The organism is Ruegeria sp. HKCCD9138 (genome assembly GCF_057220975.1).
The window spans coordinates 38,888-58,935 of the sequence record NZ_JBWVAZ010000014.1 but is presented as its reverse complement, the minus strand read 5'-3'; the positions used below and the strand labels follow the sequence as shown (position 1 = coordinate 58,935).

Sequence of the window (20,048 nt, the reverse complement as noted above, 5' to 3'; positions counted from 1 at the left end):
AGGTACTCCTAATGACCAAAATGAAACCGAATACGTTTTCCAACGAACCGAGCCCGGATACCCTGCACGAGTGGGATCGCACCCATCAATTGCACCCCTGGATGGCAATGGACGACTGGCGCGGTTACGACAACATGCTGATGGAAACCGCCGAGGGGATTCACCTTTGGGACGCCTCCGGCAAGCGCTACATCGACGGACCCGGCGGTATGTGGTGCACCCAGATCGGCTATGGGCGTCACGAGATGGCCGATGCTATCGCCGCGCAGGTCATGAAACTGCCCTATACTTCTCCCTTTACCAACACCACTGAACCATCGGCGATGCTCGCCAAGAAGATTGCCGATATGGCACCCGGCGATTTGAACAACGTCTTCTTTACTACCGGTGGCTCGACGGCCGTGGATACGGCGTTGCGTACGATGCAGTACATGAACAACCGTCGTGGCAAACCGCAGAAGAAGAAGATCATCGCCCGAGAAAAGGGCTATCACGGCTCGACCTATCTGGCCCATTCGGTAACCGGCAAAGAGCGCGACCAAAGCCACTTCGACTTTGAGACGCGCCTGGTGCATTTCCTGCCCGACGTGAACCCCTATCACCGTCCTGCGGGCATGAGCGTCGAGGATTGGTGCGATAACAAAGTCGCCGACCTAGCTGCCGCCATTGCAGAGATTGGCGCGGAAAGCATTGGCGCTTTCATTGCCGAGCCGATCCTTTCCTCCGGAGGCGTCATTGTGCCTGCTCCCGGCTACCAGAAACGGACTTGGGAGCTCTGCCGCGCCAACGATATCTTGTACATCTCTGACGAGGTGGTGACCGGTTTCGGTCGGCTGGGTCATTGGTTTGCTTCCGAGGAAGTATTCGGTATTCAGCCCGACATGATCACCTGCGCAAAGGGTCTGACCTCTGGTTATTTGCCTTTGGGCGCATGCATCATTTCAGACCGGGTTATGGAACAGATGAGTCACTTGGGTACACCGTCTTCCTACACAAATGGGTACACCTATTCAGGTCATCCGGTCTCTTGCATCGCAGCGCTGAAGAATATCGAGATCATCGAGCGAGAAGGTATCCTGGAGCATGTCCGCACCGTCACCCCGCATTTTCAAGCACGCCTGTGCGAACTTATGAAGTTTGAAATCGTCGGCGATGCCCGCGGTGAAGGACTTTTGGGATGTATCGAATGCCGGGCGGAGGATCTGGAAGCCGAGCGCAAGCTTGGCGTGATGATCGATGCCGCCTGCGAAGAGATGGGCCTGATCGTGCGGCCGCTGATCAACATGGCTGTGTTCTCGCCGCCGCTGATCATCACTTTGGAGCAGATCGACGAAATGTTCGACATTCTTGAACGCGCCATTCAGCAGGTGGAATCTGCGTTAGCTAAGGGAGAGTGTCGCACTGCGCTCAATCAGAAATGACCTCAATTAAGCGTGACGCCCTCACAATTCGACCACTAACCGCCGCAGATGAAGTCGAATGGCGACGCCTTTGGACTAGCTATCTGGAGTTTTACGAAACAACTTTGCCAGAGGCGGTCTATGAGACAGCCTGGGCGCGGCTTCTGAAAGAGAGTGATCGTGAGTTCCAAGGGGTGGTAGCTGAATTGGATGGCCGTTTGGTCGGGTTGGCGCACTACCTGTTTCACCGAACGCTTTGGTCAACCAAGGACACGTGCTATCTTATGGATCTTTTTGCTGACCCGTTGGTACGGGGGCAAGGGGTGGGCGGCGCCTTGATCGAGGCGGTACGTCAGCGTGCGCTATTGGCTGGCATCCCTAGCCTTTACTGGATGACACAGGAGTTCAACTACACAGGAAGAATCCTCTATGACAAAGTAGCTGAGAAAACCCCCTTTATTGTCTATGAGATCAACAGCTGATCCGCTGATGGCGAGGTAACTCGCCCGATAGAGACCGGTTTGCCGGTTCACACCGTGTGTTCGCGGCGCCCGTATTTTCGGGCAAGATCAACTTCCTCTCCAAGGTCCATCGCGGCGCGGTAGCCGCTTTGCACGGCGGCGGCAATGATATGGGGGGCTTCGGCGTCGCCAATGCGGATTACTGATTTGATGCCGGACTCGTGCAATCCATCTCCCATACCCTTTAGACCATCATAGAGATCCAGCACCGGCAGGCGGCGGGTAAGCGGTATAATTGCATCGCAGGCATGAGTACTGCGGTTCTCTGAGAACATGCAGGATAGGACTGCCTCTCCCTTGTGGGCTGCCACCAACATCCGGTTGGGTACGACTGCAACGCCCGCCTCAATCAAGGCGGCATTGGATTGGTAGACCTCGGTCGTCCATTGGCCCCAATCGCAAGGGCGACCAGCGGGTGTCACCAGCGTGACCCGGTGCCCATCCTTGCGCAGCTTCAGGGCCAGAACTGAGCCGAGGTAGTAGTGATCGTCATCGTAGATCATCACATGATCCGCGTTGAGGGGTTCCCCAGTTAGCACAGTTTCCGCCGACACGACCATGCCGGGCGCTTCCTCCTCCAAGCCGGTATCCGAATGCCGCCCGATGGTATCCGTCGCCCAGACCGCCCCCGTGGCGGCGATCACATGGGAGGCGCCAAGATCCAGCACATCGGATGCTGTCAGAGGGCTTTCTGGGTAGATTTCCACGTTGGGCAGTTTTTCGATCTGCCCAACACGCCAGTCGCGTACGCGGGCCCACTCAATCATCCCTGGCAAACGGGACTCACGGGTGACGCGGCCTCCTAGTACGCGACTTGCTTCGGCCAGCATTACCGAATGGCCGCGCTCGCCCAGAACTCGGGCAGCTTCCAGCCCGGCGGGTCCTGCTCCGACAACCAGCACTTTTTCAGGTTTCTCGCTGCGCCCGGCTTTCTCGGGATGCCAGCCTTGGCGCCATTCCTCGCCCATGGTCGGGTTCTGGGTGCAGCGCAGTGGCACACCAAGCGAGTCATGTGCGTAGCAGATGTTGCAACCGATGCACTCGCGTATGTCTTCGCTGCGGCCTTCTTCAATTTTCTTTGGCAGGAACGGGTCAGCGATTGACGGGCGTGCAGCACCGATTAGATCCTGCCCGCCCTGGCGGATCACCTGCGCCATGGTGTCAGGTGAGGTGTAACGCCCCACCGCCACAACGGGTTTGGTGGTCAGTGATTTTGCCCGCGCGATACAATCCGTAAAAGACGCTTCTTTGACGAAACGGCTCGCCCCCATCTCAACCAGGTAGTCGGGCACCACCAGGTCCCACAAGTCTGGCAGGTCCGCCAGCATGGCGAAGGCATCATAGCTTTCGGCATCGTCCAGCCCAACACTGAAACGGGTGGCCACGGCGCATTTGTGACCAACGGCCTCTTTGGTTTCCTCGATGAGTTCGCGCACCAGCCGAACCCGGTTTCTCAGGCTGCCGCCGTATTCATCGGTGCGTGTGTTGTTCACCGGGTCGAGGAATTCCGAAAGCAGATAGCCGTGGGTGGCATAGACATAAACGATGTCAAATCCAGCTTCGACTGCACGCATGGCGGCGTCGCGATGCCATTTGCGGATGTTGCGGATGTCCTCGCGATCAATTTTGCGCGCCTGTCCCGGATGCAGCACGGTGGAATCTGTTTGAGGACGATTGCGCATTCCCAGTGGGGCAAGCCGGGTGCCGAAATTCGTAACCATACCGCCGCCTATCCACAGCTCCACCCCGGCCAGCGCGCCATGTTCATGTACGGCGTCGGTCATCAACTGGTTGGCCCGAATATCATCCTCGTCCCACAGCGCGGCATAGGGGTAGTAGTCGTTATCCGAAGTTGGGTGAATCGAGCAGAATTCAGTGTTCACAACCCCCCAGCCGCCTTCCGCCTTCATCCCCCGCATTGCCGCGACAGTGCGCGGGCGACGCCACCCCATGCCCGCGCAATGTGGCACTTGGTAAAAACGGTTCTTCGTCTCCACGGGGCCGATTTTCAGTGGCTGGAAGAGGATGTCATGGCGAGAATCGCGCATCAGTAGTTACCCTTCGATAGGCAGGTTTTGCGTCATAATTTGATTGAGCGCTCAAATAATTCTTGTGTCAAGTCAGATTCCCTTTTAACCTTTTTCTTACTACGCCCCTACCTGCGCCGGAGGAGGCAAAAGGCAGGAAATCAGGGCCGCAGCAACAGGGAGACTTTCATGAAAATTCTGAAAACAGCTACTGCGCTTGGCATGGCCTTGTCACTTCAGGCAGGTACTGGATTGGCCGACGATGCGGAACTGACCGTTTTTGACTGGGCCGGTTACGAAGACCCTGAGTTCTTCTCTGCTTACATCGAAAAACATGGGGACGGGCCGACCTTCGCTTTCTTCGGTGACGAGGAGGAAGCGTTCCAGAAATTGCGTTCCGGTTTCCACGCAGACGTCGCCCATCCCTGTTCACAGTCGGTTCCAAAGTGGATTGAGGCCGGGTTGCTTGCCCCACTGGATACTGCGCGCATTGAGCGCTGGGACGAGTTAGAGCCGAGTTTCCGCGACATTGAAGCCTACACCAAGGACGGCCAGAGCTATTTCGTTCCAGCGGATTGGGGTAACACTGCCGTCACCTATCACACTGAACATCTGAACGATGCGGATGTGACAACCCTACAGGCCTTTGCAGATCCCAAGCATCAGGGGCGGATCTCGATAGGCGACAATGTAGATGACGCCTATGCATTGGGTTTCCTCGCCACTGGAGTCACAGACTGGACCAATGCCACGGACGAACAGTTTCAGGCAGCATCTGATTTCCTGCGCGCGGTGCACCAGAATGTTCGCACCTACTGGTCCGATGGCGCATCGCTGGCACAGCTGATGCAAAGCGGTGAGGTCTATCTGGCCTGGGCCTGGAACGAGACTTATTCGACGATGACCTATGAAGGTCACCCAATCGCAATCAAGCGCGACACAGAAGAGGGTGCGTCCAGCTGGGTCTGTGGTTATGCGAAGCTAGCCAATGCGCCCGGCTCTGAAGACAAGTTCTATGACTTCATCAACGCTTGGTTGGAACCTAAAACCGCTAATTATCTTGTGTCCAGCTGGGGCTATGGCCACGGCAACGCAAAGGCCATGGCGGAAATGAACGCGGACGACCTCGCCGCAATGGGGCTGGAAAGCAGTGAAAGTCTGCGGGCCAAGACGTTGTGGCAAGCGCCGGTGCCTTCGGGCCTGCGCGAGAAGATGATCGCTGAATTCGAACTGATTAAAGCTGGTTTCTGAAGCCGCCTTGTATTTACGAAAGAAGAAACGCCCCACAAAATTGGTGGGGCGTTTCTTGTTTTCCACAACTTGATGCTATTCCGGGCGACCAACTAAGGCAGACAGGGTCACTGGAACAATACGATGGAGTCAGCGCCCCAGCCCACCGGAACCTCGCTGCCGGGAGGAACAATGGAACGGCCTGCGGTGTTACGCATAGAGATTGTCACGTCCGCGGTATGGCCGGGCAGGCGCACGCTGTAATAGGTCATGTCGCCATAATAGGCGGTTCCAGTTACCTGCCCCCTGGCCACCTGCTCGGTCGGTTCGCTGCCATCAAAGAGGATAGTCAGCATCTCCGGTCGGATGCCAATCGAATCCAGGTTCTGAGTGTCCATTCCTTCGGGGATCTGCGCCGTTGGTAACTCGATACTGCCAAGCGCCGGAATATCGAGCGCCAGATGGCCGTTCATACGCCCCGAGGCTTTGGCGTCGAGGAAATTCATTACTCCGATAAACGAAGCAACACGCTTGTCCACCGGGCGGCGGTACAACTCTTCCGGGCTGGCGAGCTGTGCAATCCTGCCTTCGAACATAACGGCGATCCGGTCGGACATGGTCAGTGCCTCTTCCTGGTCATGGGTCACCAGAATAAAAGTAATACCAAGCTTTTGCTGGAGTTGGCGCAGTTCCACCTGCATTTGGTCGCGCAGCTTTTTGTCGAGCGCGGACAAAGGCTCGTCCAACAACACAACCTTCGGCTTCATCACCAGTGCCCGGGCCAGAGCAACCCGTTGACGCTGACCGCCGGATAACTCGTGGGCAGCGCGATCGCCCAACCCGCCAAGATCCACCATTTTCAGCGCCTGCTCTACTTCGTGGGCGATTTCAGCCTTGGGCATCTTGCGGGTCTTCAAGCCATAACCGACGTTTTCTGCCACGCTGAGATGTGGGAAGATTGCATAGGATTGGAACACCATATTGGTGGGGCGGCGGTTGGCGGGAACGCCCTCCATATCTTGGCCTGCGATAACGATAGAGCCGCCCGTTGGCGTCTCAAACCCGGCGATCATGCGTAGCAGGGTGGTCTTGCCGCAGCCCGAAGGGCCCAGAAGAGAAAAGAACTCGCCCTCGTAGATGGTCGCATCAATGCCTTTTAGGGCTTGAAAGCTACCAAAATTTTTGGTGACGCCGGTGAGGTCGATGATGGGTTTTGGGGATGGGGTGGCCATATCAGGCAAATCCTCCGGTAGCTGAAGCTTCGATACCTTGTTTCCGGGCTGAACGGCGGCGGAACCACTCGGCAAGGATCAGGAGTAGGACGGACAGAGTCAGCAAGATAGTCCCGAGCGCCATCACAGACGGCAGCTTGGCAGGAAAACGCAGCTGGCTCCAGATATAGACGGGCAGGGTGACTTCTGTGCCGGTCAGGAAAAAGGCGATGATGAATTCATCCAGCGAAATGGTAAAAGTGATCAGCAGGCTGGACACGATGCCAGGCATGACCAATGGCAGAACCACGCGACGGAAGGTGCCCCAGCGGCTTTCACCCAAGTCGTACGAGGCTTCCTCCAAGCTTTGATCCAGCCCTTGAAATGCAGAGTTCAGAATGGCGATGGCGAAGGGCGTGCAGATCAGCACATGGCCCAGTACCACGGTTGCCAGCGACAACGGCATGCCCAGCTGAATCAGAAGAACCAACAGGGCCACTGCAACGATGATCTCCGGCAGCACAAGCGGCAGCATTATGAAGCTCATGATGCCGCGTTTGGCTGGGAACCGGTAGCGAGCTGCCGCCCGCGCTGCGCAGGCGCCGAGGATGGTGCTCAGCACCGCTGACGTGACGCCGACGACCAGCGAATTTCGTACTGCACCGTGCAGGGCATCAGTCTTCCACAGCACGTCGAACCACTGGGTGGTAAAGCCGGTCAGTGGAAATGAAATGATTGTGGCGTCGTTAAAAGCGAACATCGGCAACAGGATGACCGGTGCGTAGAGAAAAACCATGTAGGCAACGGCGTAGAAAACCAGCCATTTGGGGGAAAGCCCTTTACGTACCGAGTTCATTTCACTTTGCCTCCAAAACGTTTGCCAGCAAAGAAGATCACCGCGCTGATGCTAGCCACGATCAGCATCGAAGAGATTGCCAGAGCCGCTCCCAGCGGCGCGTTATTTGCCTTGCCGAATTGAATTTGGATCATGTTCGCGATCATCAACCCGTCGGTACCGCCAACCAATTTCGGAGTGATGAAATCTCCGATGGTTGGGATCAGTACGATTAGGGTAGAGGCTACCACCCCGGGCATTGCCAACGGCAGTGTGATCCGAAAGAACCTGCGCACCGGCCCGTCGCCCAAATCCTCGGCAGCTTCCAGCAGCGAGCGATCGATCTTCTCCAGCGCTACGAATATTGGCAGAATCGCGAAGGGTGCCCAGGCATGAGCCAGGGTCAGCACCACCGCATTGGCGTTGTACAACAGGAAAGTCAGCGGCTGGTCTATGATGCCCATCCCGGTGAGCGCGGTATTTAAAACGCCGTTGTATCCGAGGATCACTTTCCACAGAAACACCCGCAGCAGATAGCTGGTCCAGAAGGGTACGGTGATCAGAAACAACCACAGCGCCTTGCGGTGCTTGACGTGGAAGGACAGGTAGTACGCGATCGGAAACGCAAGGGTCACGGTTACCACTGTGACAATCAGCGAAATCTTTAGTGAGCGGAGCAGCAAGGTGCGGTAGATTGGTTTGCTCCAAGCTTCGCGGTAATTGTCCAGTGTTAAAGTCGTATCGAGCTCGAGGTAATTCTGAGTCCAGAAGCTGAAAGTCACGACCATCACCAGCGGAGCGGCCAGCAACAGTAGTGAATAGAGTATAGTCGGGCTTATCAATGCGAGGCCCTGACGCCTCTCTCCGGTTAACATTCCTGGCTCCTCCCGGCCGGTATTAAGAGCGCCGCCCTGTTCGTGGCGGCGCCCGTACTCATGTCTCGCCCAGCTGTGCAAGAAGCTCTGCATTCCGGGTCTTTAATTGTCCCGAGTCGGGTTCAGCATGTTCCAGAATCGGAAACAGCTTGCGCAACTCATCGTGGTAGCTGCGAACGCCGTGCTCCAGATCTGATAGGATCACGCCGTCATAACCACTGGAGAAGGCCGCCTCCCAGCACCATTCGATAAGCTGCTCATCTTCTTTCGAGGTGATCCTGTCAATTCGCCCACTGAGATAGCGCGCAGCGCGCAGTTTCCGATCCTCTGCCGGTCGTTTGTAACATGCGGCTCGCTGGATGGTGCGCCCGTTCTCCACCGGAAACTCGTGGTAGAAGATTACTGAGTCTGGGTAGATGCCAAACACCAGATTTGGGAAAAGCCCCAGATAGAGCCAAGCCGCCTGGTGTTCGTCATCTAACGCCTCCGCTCTCGGCAGCAACTTCTTGTAATTGCGCACGCTCCACATACGCCCGGAACCGGGGCGGAATCCACCAAAGGACCTGGCAGCGCCATTGCTGAACGGTTGATCTTCGTAGTTGGTCCCAAAGAGATCGTGCAAACCAGGGTGCGCTAGCGGCACATGATAGCCTTCGTTGTCGACATCACGGACGCATTTCCAGTTTGCAGCGATTTCCGTTACGCTGATCCCATTCCCGTCCGGTAGAAGCTCTGCCAGGCTGTAAGGAGCCAACTCTTCTGCAAACTGAGCCATCACCTCTGAAACCTTGGGTTGCGGGCCCGCCTTGAAGCGGACAAAGACAAAGCCGTGCCAAATGTCCATCTCGACCGGCTTCAATCCCCACTCCACCGGATCCAGATTCGGTAGTGTCTCGGGGCGTGCTGCGCCGCGCAGCGTTCCGTCCAGATTGAAGGCCCAGCCATGAAACGGGCAGATGATGGCGTTCTTGCAATGACCCTTGTTTTCAGCCACGACGCGGCTTCCGCGGTGGCGGCAAAGATTATGGAAGGCGCGAACTTCACCGTCCGCCCCCCGGACCACCAAGGCCCTTTCGCCAGTGAAATCCGCGGCCATGAAATCGCCGGGTTCGGGAACGTCATTCACGTGGCAAACAAGCTGCCAGTGTCGTCGGAACAGAAGCTCCTTTTCTTCTTCCAGAAGCTCTGGGTTGGTGTAGCTCCAGGCGGGCAGCCCGGTGCGTCCGGCTCTGGGATCAGAGTAAATCAGCACTTCGTCCTTCATAAGGATCTCCTTTCCTCTGAAGGGAATCACTATCAGTTTTTAATTGAGCGCTCAAATAAAAAAATTACAGCAGATGTGTTTTGATGACTAGACAAGACGATTGCAGTGCGCCAAGTTTGAGCAACTGCTCAAACTTTGAGGACGTGAGAAATGCGCCGAAACAGAAGCCGCAGAAGATCTCCATTGCCCACTGATGTCGTCGCCAACAAAGGTCCGCATTCCCTGACTACTCCAGCCTACACGCCGCTTACACAAGCCCAGGTTGATGAAATCGTTAACACAGCCATCGAGCTGCTTGCCACCTCAGGCGTAGTCTTTGAGGCAGGAGGTGAAGCTGACGGTCTGTTGCGGGGTGCCGGTTGTAATTTCTTAGATAATGGGATCGTGACTATCCCGGAATCCGTGACCCGCAGGGCGCTGGAAACCGCTGCCCGCATGACCACTTTATGGGACCGCAACGGAGAAAATCCCATTTCGATTGATTGCGATCACACTTGGTTCATGCCTGGCATGACCTGTATTGCAGTCTATGATGAGAATACCGGCGAGCCTCGACCTTCGACACGCGAGGACCTTGCCCTCATCACAAGAGTTGCGGACAAGCTTCCGCATGTTGATGCGGTCTGCATCGCTGTGAAGAACGTCGAAGAGTCGAACCAGTTCGGCGAAATCGACGAATTTGCATGCATGATGGAAAACACCATCAAACCGTTGGAATACCTTTGCGAACATCCTTCATCTCTGGAAGCGGTAATCGACATGGCCGCGGCCTTGCGCGGATCGCATGATGCACTTAAAGCCAAGCCGTATTTTTTGCATCTGATCACACCGCTGCCAGTCAATCTCGCGCGGATCCACTCGGACCAGATCATTACCGCTGCTCGGGCAGGTATTCCGGTTGGCGTCGGCACTCTGCCGATTGGCGGTGCCTCTTCACCAATCACCTTGGCCGGATGCATTACCCATGCTCTGATGACCGATTTCGCAGCCATCGTGCTTGGTCAGTTGGCTGCTAAAGGTAGTTTCTGCGTTGGGTGTTCGGATGTGAACTTCATGGAACCTGCTACAGGTGCCATTGGTAGTTTCTCTCAGACCTCGGTTGCCGACATGGCGATGTGCCAAGTGCGCCGCGCGCTGGGGTTCCCCTCGCTGACCGGCATCGGCGGCTGTTCGGTTGCCCGCCGTTTCAATCAGGATGCGGTCTGGGAAATTTCGTCAAACATGACACAGATGTTCTACAACCGTCCCGCTACAATCGACTACATGGGTTCGCTCGATCAGGGGCTGACCTATTCGCTGCACGCGCTTTTGTTGTGCGACGATTTGGCAGGGCTGCTGCGAAAGATGTGGCAGGGGTTGGAAATATCTTCCGACCAGATGGCCGTTGATCTCATTCGAGAAGTTGGCCCCACTGGAAACTTCCTCGCTCATCAGCACACGGTCGACAATTGCCGGACCCAGGTTTGGAATTCCCGGTATTTTGGCCCGAACATTCCGCTCAGCAATTCTGGGTTAGCAGATCAAGACTTGTTTGCGCGACTTGACGACGACCTCCGAGAGAAATTGGCGGAACTGCAGCGGCCTGAATTGCCTCTGGAAACCAAGGCAGCAGTGACCGCAATTTCGGAAAAATATCGCAACCTTTTAGTCTAGTCGGGTCGCAGTGCTGATCGCGTTGTAGCACGGGCGAATTTCCCGGAACACCAGAGGCAGCTGGCACCGGAAAATGCTGCAAGTGCACAAATGGCTGCTATTCGGAACGAAAATGGCATGGCAGGAATGTCTGCAACGGGCCGGCCGCGGCTGCTCACAATTCCAGCACGAATGCGTGCTTTGTCCGCTCTTCGGACCTCCGTCCTTTTTTCGGCTTCGCTCGCGTAGCGAATGTCTCCTTTGACGGGCCGCACCGCAGCGACGGTGATCAAGCTCGAGCGACCGCTATGGGCCGTCAGCGATTGTGTTTGAGAGGCTTCGAAACATGAATGCCGCGCCGCCTCTGAGGTCCGCTGAGAGCCCATATTGCCCAGTGTCTGGCATAAGCTTACATTTGCCCCAGTTCTTTTATTGGTGGCACATCATGTTCGAGCAAGCTCCTGCTTTTCACCTTGAAAGTTCATGGTAGACTGATGGAATTAGAGCAATACACCTATGTAAGGAAGTCTTCTTTGAAACGAATGGTTTCTGTGTTGAAAGAATTCTATGCATTCAACTCAGGCCCCTTGAGAGTGCTGCTCTGCGTGAGTCCAGCAATAGCGTGGAAGTTTATGTATCCAGATGCCTACTATTCGACCGGCTGGTCCGGGTATTCTGACTTCTGTATATTTGTATTAATCCCGGTGGCGCTGGTTTTGATGATCTGGGAGTTCCTCAAGCATAAGCGCAAGCAATCCCAATAGTGTTGAACGGCCTTTGAACCTGTCGTCTGGGCGAAAAACACGAATGACCGCATAGTCCGCTGAGCCGTCATTTATCCCCTCGGAATGCTGCACTTAATATCAACGTCCGCTTCCGGGATGCTGCGCTGCAGCGAGTTTATACCACTTGAACGGCGGCTTTGGGCCGAAATCTAACCCAAAAGAATCCAGTGACCAAATTACGGGGAAATTTGTGCGTCAAACTGAAAGTATTTTTAACATAATTTAGCTTATGGGGTTTGGACTTGAAGCCGGGGCACATTCTAAACTGGCTTGCGACAAATGCCCTATCTTGCTGAAAAGCAAGGAGAACGGAAATTGGCACATACGGAACTGGATCTGCGCGAGCGTCGCGCGATTGAAGACATGTTGAATGCGAAGTTACCTGTCAGCAAGATAGCTTCGAAGATCGGCCGGCATCGCTCAAGCGTGTATCGCGAGATCAAGCGCAACAAGTTTTCTGACCAAGAGCTGCCGCACTTGAACGGATACTATGGTGTGAATGCTCACCGCTGTGCAGTTCTCCGTCGTGCCCGCCGTCGCAAACTGATCCGATTGCCCGAATTGAGAGATGCCGTGATTGACCGGCTCAAGGAAGGCTGGTCCCCGGAACAGATTGCCGGGCGCCTACGCTTCGAAGGCCAATCTGTGACGGTGAGCCACGAGACGATCTATGCATATGTCTACAGCAAAGAAGGTCAATCCGAGGCGCTGGCCCGGCATCTGCCGGATCGGCGGAAGCAGAGAAAACCACGCTATGCCAGACGGCCAAGAGGCCTTGTTTTCCCGCCGGATCGCTCAATTCATGAACGGCCTGACTAAGTGAAAGATCGCGCCACATTCGGCGAATGGGAAGGCGATCTGATGATCTTTCGCAAGGAACACGGCAAGGCCAACGTGGCCTCGCTGATTGAACGCAAGACCCGATACGCCGTTCTGTTCCGCAACAATGACCGCAGTTCTCCGCACCTAATGAACCGTTTGATGAATGTGTTGGAACCCCTGCCCCGGCCAGCGCGCCGCTCAATCACTTTCGATCGTGGCATCGAGTTTTCCGGTTGGCGCAGATTGGAAACAGAGATCGGCACGGCGGCCTGGTTCTGTGATCCGCAAGCGCCCTGGCAGAAAGGATCGGTCGAAAACCTGAACAAACGCGCTCGGAGATACCTGCCACGGGACACGCCCGTGGCGGCGCTCTCAAATCGCAATATGAAAGCGATTTGCGACCGCCTGAACGGAACCCCAAGAAAGTGCCTCGGATGGCGAACTCCAACCGAAGCATTCAGAGAAGAGATAATGAAACTGAGATAGCGGACCCCGTCGCAACGACCCTTGAGATAACACGCAAAGTTAAAATGTCCCACATTATCAAAGTAGAAGTGTCACACTTCCCTGTCGAGCAGGCAGGATTGGAGTGTGACGGTGGGATTGGTTGTCATGAGCGAGCGCGAGCTTAATCGTATAGAAGTGCTGAGCCAGGTTTCCCAAGGCCGCATGACGGTGGTTTCCGCCGCAAATGTTCTGAACTTGAGCCGCAGACAAGTTCACCGTTTGCTCAGGGTTTTCCAGACTGATGGTCCAGCTGCGCTGCGTCACAAGGCGCGCGACCGTAGATCCAACAATCGTATTGATCCGGCCGTTAGAGAATTTGCCCTGGCACTCGTCCAAGAGCGATACGCTGATTTTGGCCCGACACTGGCAGCTGAGATGTTGTTGGAACATCATGATCTGAAAGTTTCGCGCGAGACGCTGCGCAAATGGATGCAGGCAGATGGAATCTGGTTGTCTCGCAAACAACGCAGGACGTTCCACCAGCCGCGCTTGCGCCGGGAATGCTTCGGCGAGCTCATCCAGATCGACGGATCTGACCACCGCTGGTTCGAAGATCGCGGCCCGCCCTGCACGCTGCTGGTCTTCATCGACGATGCGACCAGCACATTGATGCAGCTGCGGTTCGTGAAGTCGGAAAGCACCTTCAGCTATTTCGAAGCGCTTGAAGGCTACCTAGCTGATCACGGTCGCCCTGTTGCCTTCTATTCCGACAAGCACACCGTGTTTCGGGTAGTGCAGCAAGGCGCGAAGTCGGGCCATGGCATGACCCAGTTTGGCCGGGCTTTGAATGAGTTGAACATCGAGATCCTCTGCGCCAACAGCAGCCAGACCAAGGGCCGTGTTGAGCGTGCCAACCGCACGCTACAAGATCGGCTGGTGAAGGAATTGCGGCTCGCCGGGATCTCGGACATGGAAGCCGCAAACGCTTTCCTGCCGGGATTCATGCAACGTTACAACGCCAGGTTTGCCAAATCGCCGCGACGACCGGACAATCTGCACCGGGCCCTGAATGTCGAGCCCGACCGTCTGCGGGACATCCTGTGCTGGCGCGACGAGCGCTACGTCGACCGGAACCTCGTGCTGCGCTACGACCGCAAGCGGATAACGCTTGAAGAGAACGACCTCACCCGTGGCCTCGTTGGCAAATATGTGGACAGCTATGAATACCAGGACGGTACGCTGGAATTCCGGTCAAAGGGCGTTCCACTGCCCTACTCTGCTTACGACAAAGATCAACGTGTGAACCACGCGGCGATCATCGAGAACAACGCACGCATATCCTTGACAGCCAGAGCGTGGCGCACAGGCCCAAGCGCATCAACGAGCGCGCGGAGTTCGGCCATAATCTCTTCCAGACCCCGATACGACACTCTGTACCGCAGGTAGAAGTACACAGCGTACGAAATTGTATCCTTGGGGAAATGGCAGCCTTTCAATGAGATCATGTTGGAACCTATTCGAAAACTATTCGACGGGAACAAACGCCAAACTCCACTCGCCAGTCAATCGGGCTCCTGAGTTTGCGACGCGTCCCTAAAGACCTCGTCGCCACATCGAGCAAAGCAAGTACATTTTGCCAGTGCAAGTCACAACCTGTTCGAGATCGTGTGCCCTCCGGAAAGGTCTTCAATTAAAGCACTCAGAAGTTCGTTTTTGTTCGCAAATCCAGACTTTTGATAGATGCGTGCTGCTTGAGCCTTAACGGTTCCCTCCGCTGTTTCTCTCATACCGGCGATCTGCGCGTGCGTGCACCCCTTGAGGATCAGCATCAGCACATCTTGTTCCGCGGCGGACAGTTTCCAGTTCGTGGCGAAGGAGGCCACAGTAGACTTGAAGGCTGCTTGCGAGGACTCTAACTGCGCACCCATTGTGGAAATGGAATGACGCATCCTCCAGATTTCGCATCCCAGGATAACCGCTACTACAGCATTCAGATAACCCCAGGGAAGATACCAGAAATCCCAGGCAAAACCTTCCCAGATGCCGCCAATTTCGACCATGATCTCCGCCGAAAGCTCCGCCAATACATACAGTGCGAGATAGCTCGCCGAATACACAAAGCGTTTGCTGGTTTGCATCGATGCCAATCCCGTTCATTTTGCTGTCAGCTTACTAGCGACAAGCATAAACCATGGTCATAGGTGGCGTACACTTTGGTCGAATCACTTTCACTAGCGGGGATATAAAAAGCAACGTGAAGGCAATTAAAATACAATGCTTTCAATTTGTTAATTAGATTTGGACGGATTTAGTCACACAGGCATCTCGGTTTTGACAGGCGCTCACCACTTATGTTCTTCAGGTCTCATCATATCAAAGAGGCCTAATATGAATCGCCGTCAGTTTCTGTCCACCTCCGTCGCTGCGCTTGGTTGCGGGTTCAACGTGTCACCGTTGAACGCCAAGAGCTCCCGGGCGCCCGTGGGCTACATCCGGTCCAATTGGAGCCGTGATCCGTTCAGCTACGGGTCCTATTCATTCTTTGCAAAGGGTTCTGCGCGACGAGACGTCCATGCACTCGCGCAACCCATCGACAAACGTGTCTACTTCGCGGGAGAAGCAACACACCCGTTGTACAACAGCACCGTGCACGCGGCATATGAATCTGGCCTACTTGCAGCGGAAGACATCTCTAACACTGATGCCCGGAGCATTGCGGTGATCGGCGCTGGGATGAGTGGCTTGACTGCGGCCCACACGCTGGCTGGCGACGGTCACGATGTCGTTGTTCTGGAGGCTCGCCACCGGATCGGTGGGCGCATTTGGACGGATGATCAGCTTGGGCTACCACTCGATATCGGCGCAAGCTGGATCCATGGGAACGAGGGCAATCCTCTCATTGAAGAAGCCTCTCGTCTCGGTGTTGAAACAAAGCTGACTATCGACACGTACGTAGCCCGGGGAGGTAACGGCCGCGTTCTGGCAGAACACGAAGCCCCTAAGTGGTTGGACGAGGTTCTCAACATCCAGCACAGCGCGGGCGCCGGATCCGACGAGATCAACATGACTGCCTATTGGCGCGACAATGATTACGATGGCGGCGATTTTCTTTTTCCTGCCGGTTATGTTGAACTCTTGGAGGATAAGACCAACGGAATTGATCTGCGCCTGGGATGGCAGGCAACTCGTGCCGAAACTGGAGATCAAGGCGTGGTTATCCAAAGCGCAGCGGGTGAAAGCCTGAATTTTGATGCCGTCTTGATCACGGTTCCCCTTGGAGTCCTCAAAAGCGGACGCCTGATCTTTGATCCTCCGCTACCAGAAAAGAAGCAATCCGCCATCGACCGGCTGGGAATGGGCGTTCTGGACAAAGTCTACCTAAAATACCGAGAAGTTTTTTGGGACTCAGAAGCGACCTGGATCGCGACACCCGAAAACGGACTACCGCAAGGACAGTTCAACCAATGGCTGAACCTCTATCCCTACACTAGGCAACCGGTCATCATGGCATTCAACGGCGGTCAACCCGCCCGTGACCTGGCCGGACTCTCTGACCGCGTTATCATTGAACGCGCGGTTTCCACACTTGATCAAGCCTATCCTTGATACAAAGAGAGTAGACCCAACGTGGGATGCATGCGCAATCGAACTAATGAAGAGCAGGAAGCTCGGAATGAGTTGTCTGATCGCTCGGCCTAGATCCAGTTTTTTTGCACTTTGAAGATCGGTTGCCGATTGCATCGTTGTCTTTGCGGACGACATCGACCGCTGCATGATGGAGATTCGCGCGTGGAGCCTTTTAAGAGTAGAGGACGCTCTCAACTTATTCAGCGGCGCAACACCCTCAACGAGAAGCCTCTGCTCCTGGGTTCTGTTGCAAGATCCTCCGGCGGTACATTGTTACCGCCGGTATCATTTGTTGGACTAAGTCCTACGCGACATGCTGGCTGTCTGGCTGCCATTGCCTTGGAAATGTAGGCAGTACTGACGCGCCGTCAAGGCGGGAGGGGCGGTGATGTGAAGTTTTTAGGTCTCATATCCGAGCTAAGCGGGCCTGCCGACAAGATGCTGCTCAGCATCCAAAACGACTTCGAGCCCAAAGTAACCTACGCTGAGAGCTACGTCAGCAGCTGCTACGCACACTTAAGGGCCGGTTAGTTGGGCGGTCCGAAAGCTCGCAGAGCTCGAGAATTTGCACTCGCGGCGAATGCCTGGATCGACGGGCGCGTTGCAGTATTGCGAACGACTGATGGATGACGGCTTTCGGTCGACAAGAACCATAATGAAGTACCCTCCAATTTAACTGGAATATAAAGTACCCCACACCCGGCATTTGGTGTCTTCAAGAATCGAGCATTCGTTTAACGCAACTTACTTTGCGGTTGTTGCAGAACGATATATCCCGCCAAGACACAGGTATTTTATTTCAAGATAGTCCTCGACACCGTATTTGGACCCTTCGCGTCCTGTACCGGATTGTTTTTTGCCGCCGAACGGGGCGACCTCCGTAGAGATTAGGCCAGTGTTCACTCCGACCATTCCAGTCTCCAATGCCTCGGCAACGCGCCAGACGCGGTTTATGTCATTGGGAAAAAGTATGCGGCCAAACCGAACTCGCTGTCATTGGACATGGCAATGACTTCGGTCTCGGTGTCGAGCCGAAAGAGTGGCGCAACTGGGCCAAAAGTCTCTTCGACTGCGAAATGCATTTCAGATGTCACACCTATCACGACAGTCGGCTCGAAGAACGTGCCGTCTCGCCGATCCGTTGGCCGCCGGTGATGATTTTTGCGCCTCGCGCGCATGCGTCATCAAGATGGCGACGAACCTTAGTCATAGGTTCTGTGTTGATGAGAGGGCCGGTGGTAATGCTATTTCCAAAACCGTCACCCACCCGCAACTGCTTTGTGGCTTCAGCCAGTCTCGCTGCGAAGGCGTCGTAAATCCCGCTTTGCACGTAGATGCGGTTGGCGCAGACGCATGTCTGGCCGTTGTTGCGGAATTTTGCGATCATGGCACCTTCGACAGCGGCGTCGAGGTCTGCATCGTCAAAGACAATAAAAGGCGCATTTCCTCCAAGTTCCAGTGATAATTTTTTGACGGTATCAGCGCCCTGACGCATGAGAATTTTCCCAACGCGGGTTGAGCCCGTGAAGGTGATCTTGGCTACTTTGGGACTGCCACAAAGTGTGCGACCCGTTGAAGCGGCATCTTTAGTTGGGACCACATTGAAAACGCCTGCTGGAATACCAGCGCGTTCGCCCAAGACTGCCATCGCAAGGGCGGAAAGTGGTGTCAACTCTGACGGGTGTGCTAGAAAAGTGCATCCTACGGCCAAAGCAGGCGCGGCCTTTCGCGCGAGCATTGCGCTTGGAAAGTTCCAAGGCGTCATAGCACCGACCACGCCAACCGGCTGCTTTAAAATTAGTATTCGCTTATCGCGCTGATGACCTGGGATGATATCGCCGTAGACCCGTTTGGCTTCCTCGGCAAACCACTCAATAAAGGATGCGGCGTAGAGGATTTCACCTCGCGCCTCGCCCCAAGGTTTACCCATATCAACGGTCAGAATCGTCGCCAAATCGTCTGCGTTTTCGATCATCAAATCGAACCATGCGCGCAAAACCTGGGCGCGCTCCTTTCCAGTTTTGGCAGCCCATTCCGCCTTGGCAGCGTATGCCATGTCAATTGCACGGCATAGATCTTCATCAGTTAGGTTTGTTACATCGGCGATCCGTTCACCCGTCGACGGATTGAAAACAGGAAACGAATGTTTGGATGAAACCCACTCGCCGCCTATGTAGCCCTGTATTTGAAAAAGGCTGGAATCGTTTAACTGCAACATCTGCATGTCCTCTGTAAGCCGCGTTAGCAAGGGCTCCGAAATGATAAAGTGGGCTGGCAAGTACGCTGTTTGGGCGAGTTCAACCCCGGTCAGCATCAACAGTCGAAGTTGATTGCCAAACCTCGCCGACCAAATCTGTCGATCTTAACTCAAGCCGGGTTTTATTCTGTTTGATCAAGAGTTCTTGAGTAACGTGTTCGTCCGCAGCCGAGCCCATTAGCTCTAGTGCTTTGGACAGCTCATTTATTTGAACAGCCCTAGAGTTCTTTGCCATCCAATTAATAACCTTAATGCCCTCAGAAATGCCTGTTCGAAGTTGAAACTGATCGTGCATTGTTTGCGCATCAATGAACGTTGGCTTTGTTTTTTTGAGTGCGCATCATTATCGCGCCAGCGATCGCCACGCCCAAACCTACGATCAAGATCATTATTGTGGCCAGCGCGTTCACGTCGGGGCTGACGCCCAGGCGAACTTTCGAAAAGATGATCATGGGGAGCGTGGAACTGCCCGGACCTGAGACAAAGCTCGCAATTACCAAATCGTCCAACGATAGTGTGAATGCCAGAAGCCAACCCGATAGAATTGCTGGCGCTAGCGAGGGGAGCGTTACATCAAAAAAGACGCGGACAGGACGTGCACCAAGGTCGCGCGCTGCCTCCTCAATGGATTGGTCCATGTCAACCAGTCGCGATTCAACAACGACGGCGACAAAAGCAAGACAGAAGGTGGAGTGCGCAATCACAATAGTTGTTACGCCGCGTTCACCGGGCCAGCCCATTGAAGCTTCCATACTGATAAACAGTAAAAGTAGGGACAAACCGGTGATGACTTCGGGCATAACGAGCGGAGCCAACATCATGCCACTTAACAAGGACCGAAGCCGGAACCTTCCAAAGCGCACCATGACATAGGCGGCCAGCGTACCCAACGTCGTACCAATCAACGCCGAGTAAAGGGCAATCTTTAGGCTGATCCACGCGGCACCCAACACTTGTTTGTCGGACAATAGGACACCGTACCATTTGGTGGACCACCCGCCCCACACAGTGACCAGACGAGATTCATTGAAGCTGTAGATTACGAGTGACACGATCGGCGAGTACAGGAAAACGAAGCCGAAAACCGTGATGCAGATGAATACTGTTCGGACCAT

The 20,048-nt window shown here is 55.0% G+C and carries 13 protein-coding genes and 2 pseudogenes; 7 read left to right on the top strand and 8 right to left on the bottom strand.

From position 1 onward, the window contains the following. Nucleotides 1-20 precede the first annotated feature (20 nt). Together AC2TEL_RS19470 and AC2TEL_RS19465 are read left to right on the top strand one after the other, a co-directional pair. On the top strand, nt 21-1,421 hold the full coding sequence (locus AC2TEL_RS19470) for an aminotransferase (protein WP_480906371.1): 1,401 nt from the start codon (nt 21-23) through the stop codon (nt 1,419-1,421). After that, nucleotides 1,418-1,882 carry an N-acetyltransferase family protein gene (locus tag AC2TEL_RS19465; protein WP_480709931.1) on the top strand — a complete coding sequence of 155 codons (465 nt, stop codon included), beginning with the start codon at nt 1,418-1,420 and terminating at the stop codon, nt 1,880-1,882. The genes AC2TEL_RS19470 and AC2TEL_RS19465 overlap by 4 nt, the downstream gene beginning before the upstream one ends. A 47-nt stretch (nt 1,883-1,929) precedes the next feature. Here the strand turns inward: AC2TEL_RS19465 and AC2TEL_RS19460 are convergent, their stop codons facing one another. Then, the gene (locus tag AC2TEL_RS19460; protein ID WP_480906309.1) at nt 1,930-3,969 is read right to left on the bottom strand and encodes an oxidoreductase; all 2,040 of its coding nucleotides are present in this window, start codon (nt 3,967-3,969) and stop codon (nt 1,930-1,932) included. A 168-nt stretch (nt 3,970-4,137) separates the two neighbouring features. Here AC2TEL_RS19460 and AC2TEL_RS19455 point away from each other — a divergent pair, with 168 nt between their 5' ends. Continuing rightward, complete coding sequence (locus AC2TEL_RS19455; protein WP_480862980.1) at nt 4,138-5,199, top strand: extracellular solute-binding protein; 1,062 nt, start codon at nt 4,138-4,140, stop codon at nt 5,197-5,199. Between the two features lie 107 nt (nt 5,200-5,306). Here the strand turns inward: AC2TEL_RS19455 and AC2TEL_RS19450 are convergent, their stop codons facing one another. From AC2TEL_RS19450 to AC2TEL_RS19435, 4 genes are read right to left on the bottom strand one after another with little or no spacing between them, the layout of a single operon-like run. Continuing rightward, complete coding sequence (locus tag AC2TEL_RS19450; RefSeq protein ID WP_480863070.1) at nt 5,307-6,410, bottom strand: ABC transporter ATP-binding protein; 1,104 nt, start codon at nt 6,408-6,410, stop codon at nt 5,307-5,309. Between the two features lies 1 nt (nt 6,411). Continuing rightward, nucleotides 6,412-7,245, bottom strand: coding sequence for an ABC transporter permease (locus tag AC2TEL_RS19445; RefSeq protein WP_170591680.1), 834 nt, complete (start codon nt 7,243-7,245; stop codon nt 6,412-6,414). Continuing rightward, nucleotides 7,242-8,099, bottom strand: coding sequence for an ABC transporter permease (locus AC2TEL_RS19440; RefSeq protein WP_480862983.1), 858 nt, complete (start codon nt 8,097-8,099; stop codon nt 7,242-7,244). Before AC2TEL_RS19440 ends, AC2TEL_RS19445 begins: the two co-directional genes overlap by 4 nt. Nucleotides 8,100-8,157: 58 nt before the next feature. Next, nucleotides 8,158-9,363 (bottom strand): aromatic ring-hydroxylating oxygenase subunit alpha, encoded by a 1,206-nt coding sequence (locus AC2TEL_RS19435; RefSeq protein WP_480862985.1) that lies wholly within the window; start codon nt 9,361-9,363, stop codon nt 8,158-8,160. 150 nt (nt 9,364-9,513) lie between these two features. Here AC2TEL_RS19435 and AC2TEL_RS19430 point away from each other — a divergent pair, with 150 nt between their 5' ends. The 3 genes and pseudogenes from AC2TEL_RS19430 to AC2TEL_RS19420 all read left to right on the top strand — a co-directional run bounded on the left by AC2TEL_RS19430 (nt 9,514) and on the right by AC2TEL_RS19420 (nt 14,495). Next, nucleotides 9,514-11,016 (top strand): trimethylamine methyltransferase family protein, encoded by a 1,503-nt coding sequence (locus AC2TEL_RS19430; RefSeq protein WP_480862987.1) that lies wholly within the window; start codon nt 9,514-9,516, stop codon nt 11,014-11,016. Nucleotides 11,017-12,059: 1,043 nt separating this feature from the next. After that, a pseudogene (locus AC2TEL_RS19425) lies at nt 12,060-13,088 on the top strand (IS30 family transposase). A 111-nt stretch (nt 13,089-13,199) separates the two neighbouring features. Further along, nucleotides 13,200-14,495: an ISNCY family transposase gene (locus AC2TEL_RS19420; RefSeq protein WP_480906307.1), complete on the top strand. Its 1,296-nt coding sequence runs from the start codon at nt 13,200-13,202 to the stop codon at nt 14,493-14,495. A 200-nt stretch (nt 14,496-14,695) separates the two neighbouring features. Here the strand turns inward: AC2TEL_RS19420 and AC2TEL_RS19415 are convergent, their stop codons facing one another. Continuing rightward, nucleotides 14,696-15,187 carry a helix-turn-helix transcriptional regulator gene (locus AC2TEL_RS19415; protein ID WP_480862797.1) on the bottom strand — a complete coding sequence of 164 codons (492 nt, stop codon included), beginning with the start codon at nt 15,185-15,187 and terminating at the stop codon, nt 14,696-14,698. Between the two features lie 250 nt (nt 15,188-15,437). Here AC2TEL_RS19415 and AC2TEL_RS19410 point away from each other — a divergent pair, with 250 nt between their 5' ends. Further along, nucleotides 15,438-16,655, top strand: coding sequence for a flavin monoamine oxidase family protein (locus tag AC2TEL_RS19410; RefSeq protein ID WP_480862799.1), 1,218 nt, complete (start codon nt 15,438-15,440; stop codon nt 16,653-16,655). Nucleotides 16,656-17,420: 765 nt separating this feature from the next. On the opposite strand, the pseudogene AC2TEL_RS19405 reads toward AC2TEL_RS19410, so the two are convergent. Further along, nucleotides 17,421-18,894: pseudogene (locus AC2TEL_RS19405) on the bottom strand (NAD-dependent succinate-semialdehyde dehydrogenase). A gap of 344 nt (nt 18,895-19,238) precedes the next feature. Beyond that, nucleotides 19,239-20,048, bottom strand: coding sequence for an ABC transporter permease subunit (locus AC2TEL_RS19400; RefSeq protein ID WP_480842144.1), 810 nt, complete (start codon nt 20,046-20,048; stop codon nt 19,239-19,241).

Excerpts from the sequence above, each read along its gene's own strand:
- AC2TEL_RS19470 (WP_480906371.1), top strand. The coding sequence starts at position 21 with ATGAAACCGAATACGTTTTCCAACGAACCGAGCCCGGATACCCTGCAC.
- AC2TEL_RS19465 (WP_480709931.1), top strand. The coding sequence starts at position 1,418 with ATGACCTCAATTAAGCGTGACGCCCTCACAATTCGACCACTAACCGCC.
- AC2TEL_RS19460 (WP_480906309.1), bottom strand. The coding sequence starts at position 3,969 with ATGCGCGATTCTCGCCATGACATCCTCTTCCAGCCACTGAAAATCGGC.
- AC2TEL_RS19455 (WP_480862980.1), top strand. The coding sequence starts at position 4,138 with ATGAAAATTCTGAAAACAGCTACTGCGCTTGGCATGGCCTTGTCACTT.
- AC2TEL_RS19450 (WP_480863070.1), bottom strand. The coding sequence starts at position 6,410 with ATGGCCACCCCATCCCCAAAACCCATCATCGACCTCACCGGCGTCACC.
- AC2TEL_RS19445 (WP_170591680.1), bottom strand. The coding sequence starts at position 7,245 with ATGAACTCGGTACGTAAAGGGCTTTCCCCCAAATGGCTGGTTTTCTAC.
- AC2TEL_RS19440 (WP_480862983.1), bottom strand. The coding sequence starts at position 8,099 with ATGTTAACCGGAGAGAGGCGTCAGGGCCTCGCATTGATAAGCCCGACT.
- AC2TEL_RS19435 (WP_480862985.1), bottom strand. The coding sequence starts at position 9,363 with ATGAAGGACGAAGTGCTGATTTACTCTGATCCCAGAGCCGGACGCACC.
- AC2TEL_RS19430 (WP_480862987.1), top strand. The coding sequence starts at position 9,514 with ATGCGCCGAAACAGAAGCCGCAGAAGATCTCCATTGCCCACTGATGTC.
- AC2TEL_RS19415 (WP_480862797.1), bottom strand. The coding sequence starts at position 15,187 with ATGCAAACCAGCAAACGCTTTGTGTATTCGGCGAGCTATCTCGCACTG.
- AC2TEL_RS19410 (WP_480862799.1), top strand. The coding sequence starts at position 15,438 with ATGAATCGCCGTCAGTTTCTGTCCACCTCCGTCGCTGCGCTTGGTTGC.
- AC2TEL_RS19400 (WP_480842144.1), bottom strand. The coding sequence starts at position 20,048 with ATGGTCCGAACAGTATTCATCTGCATCACGGTTTTCGGCTTCGTTTTC.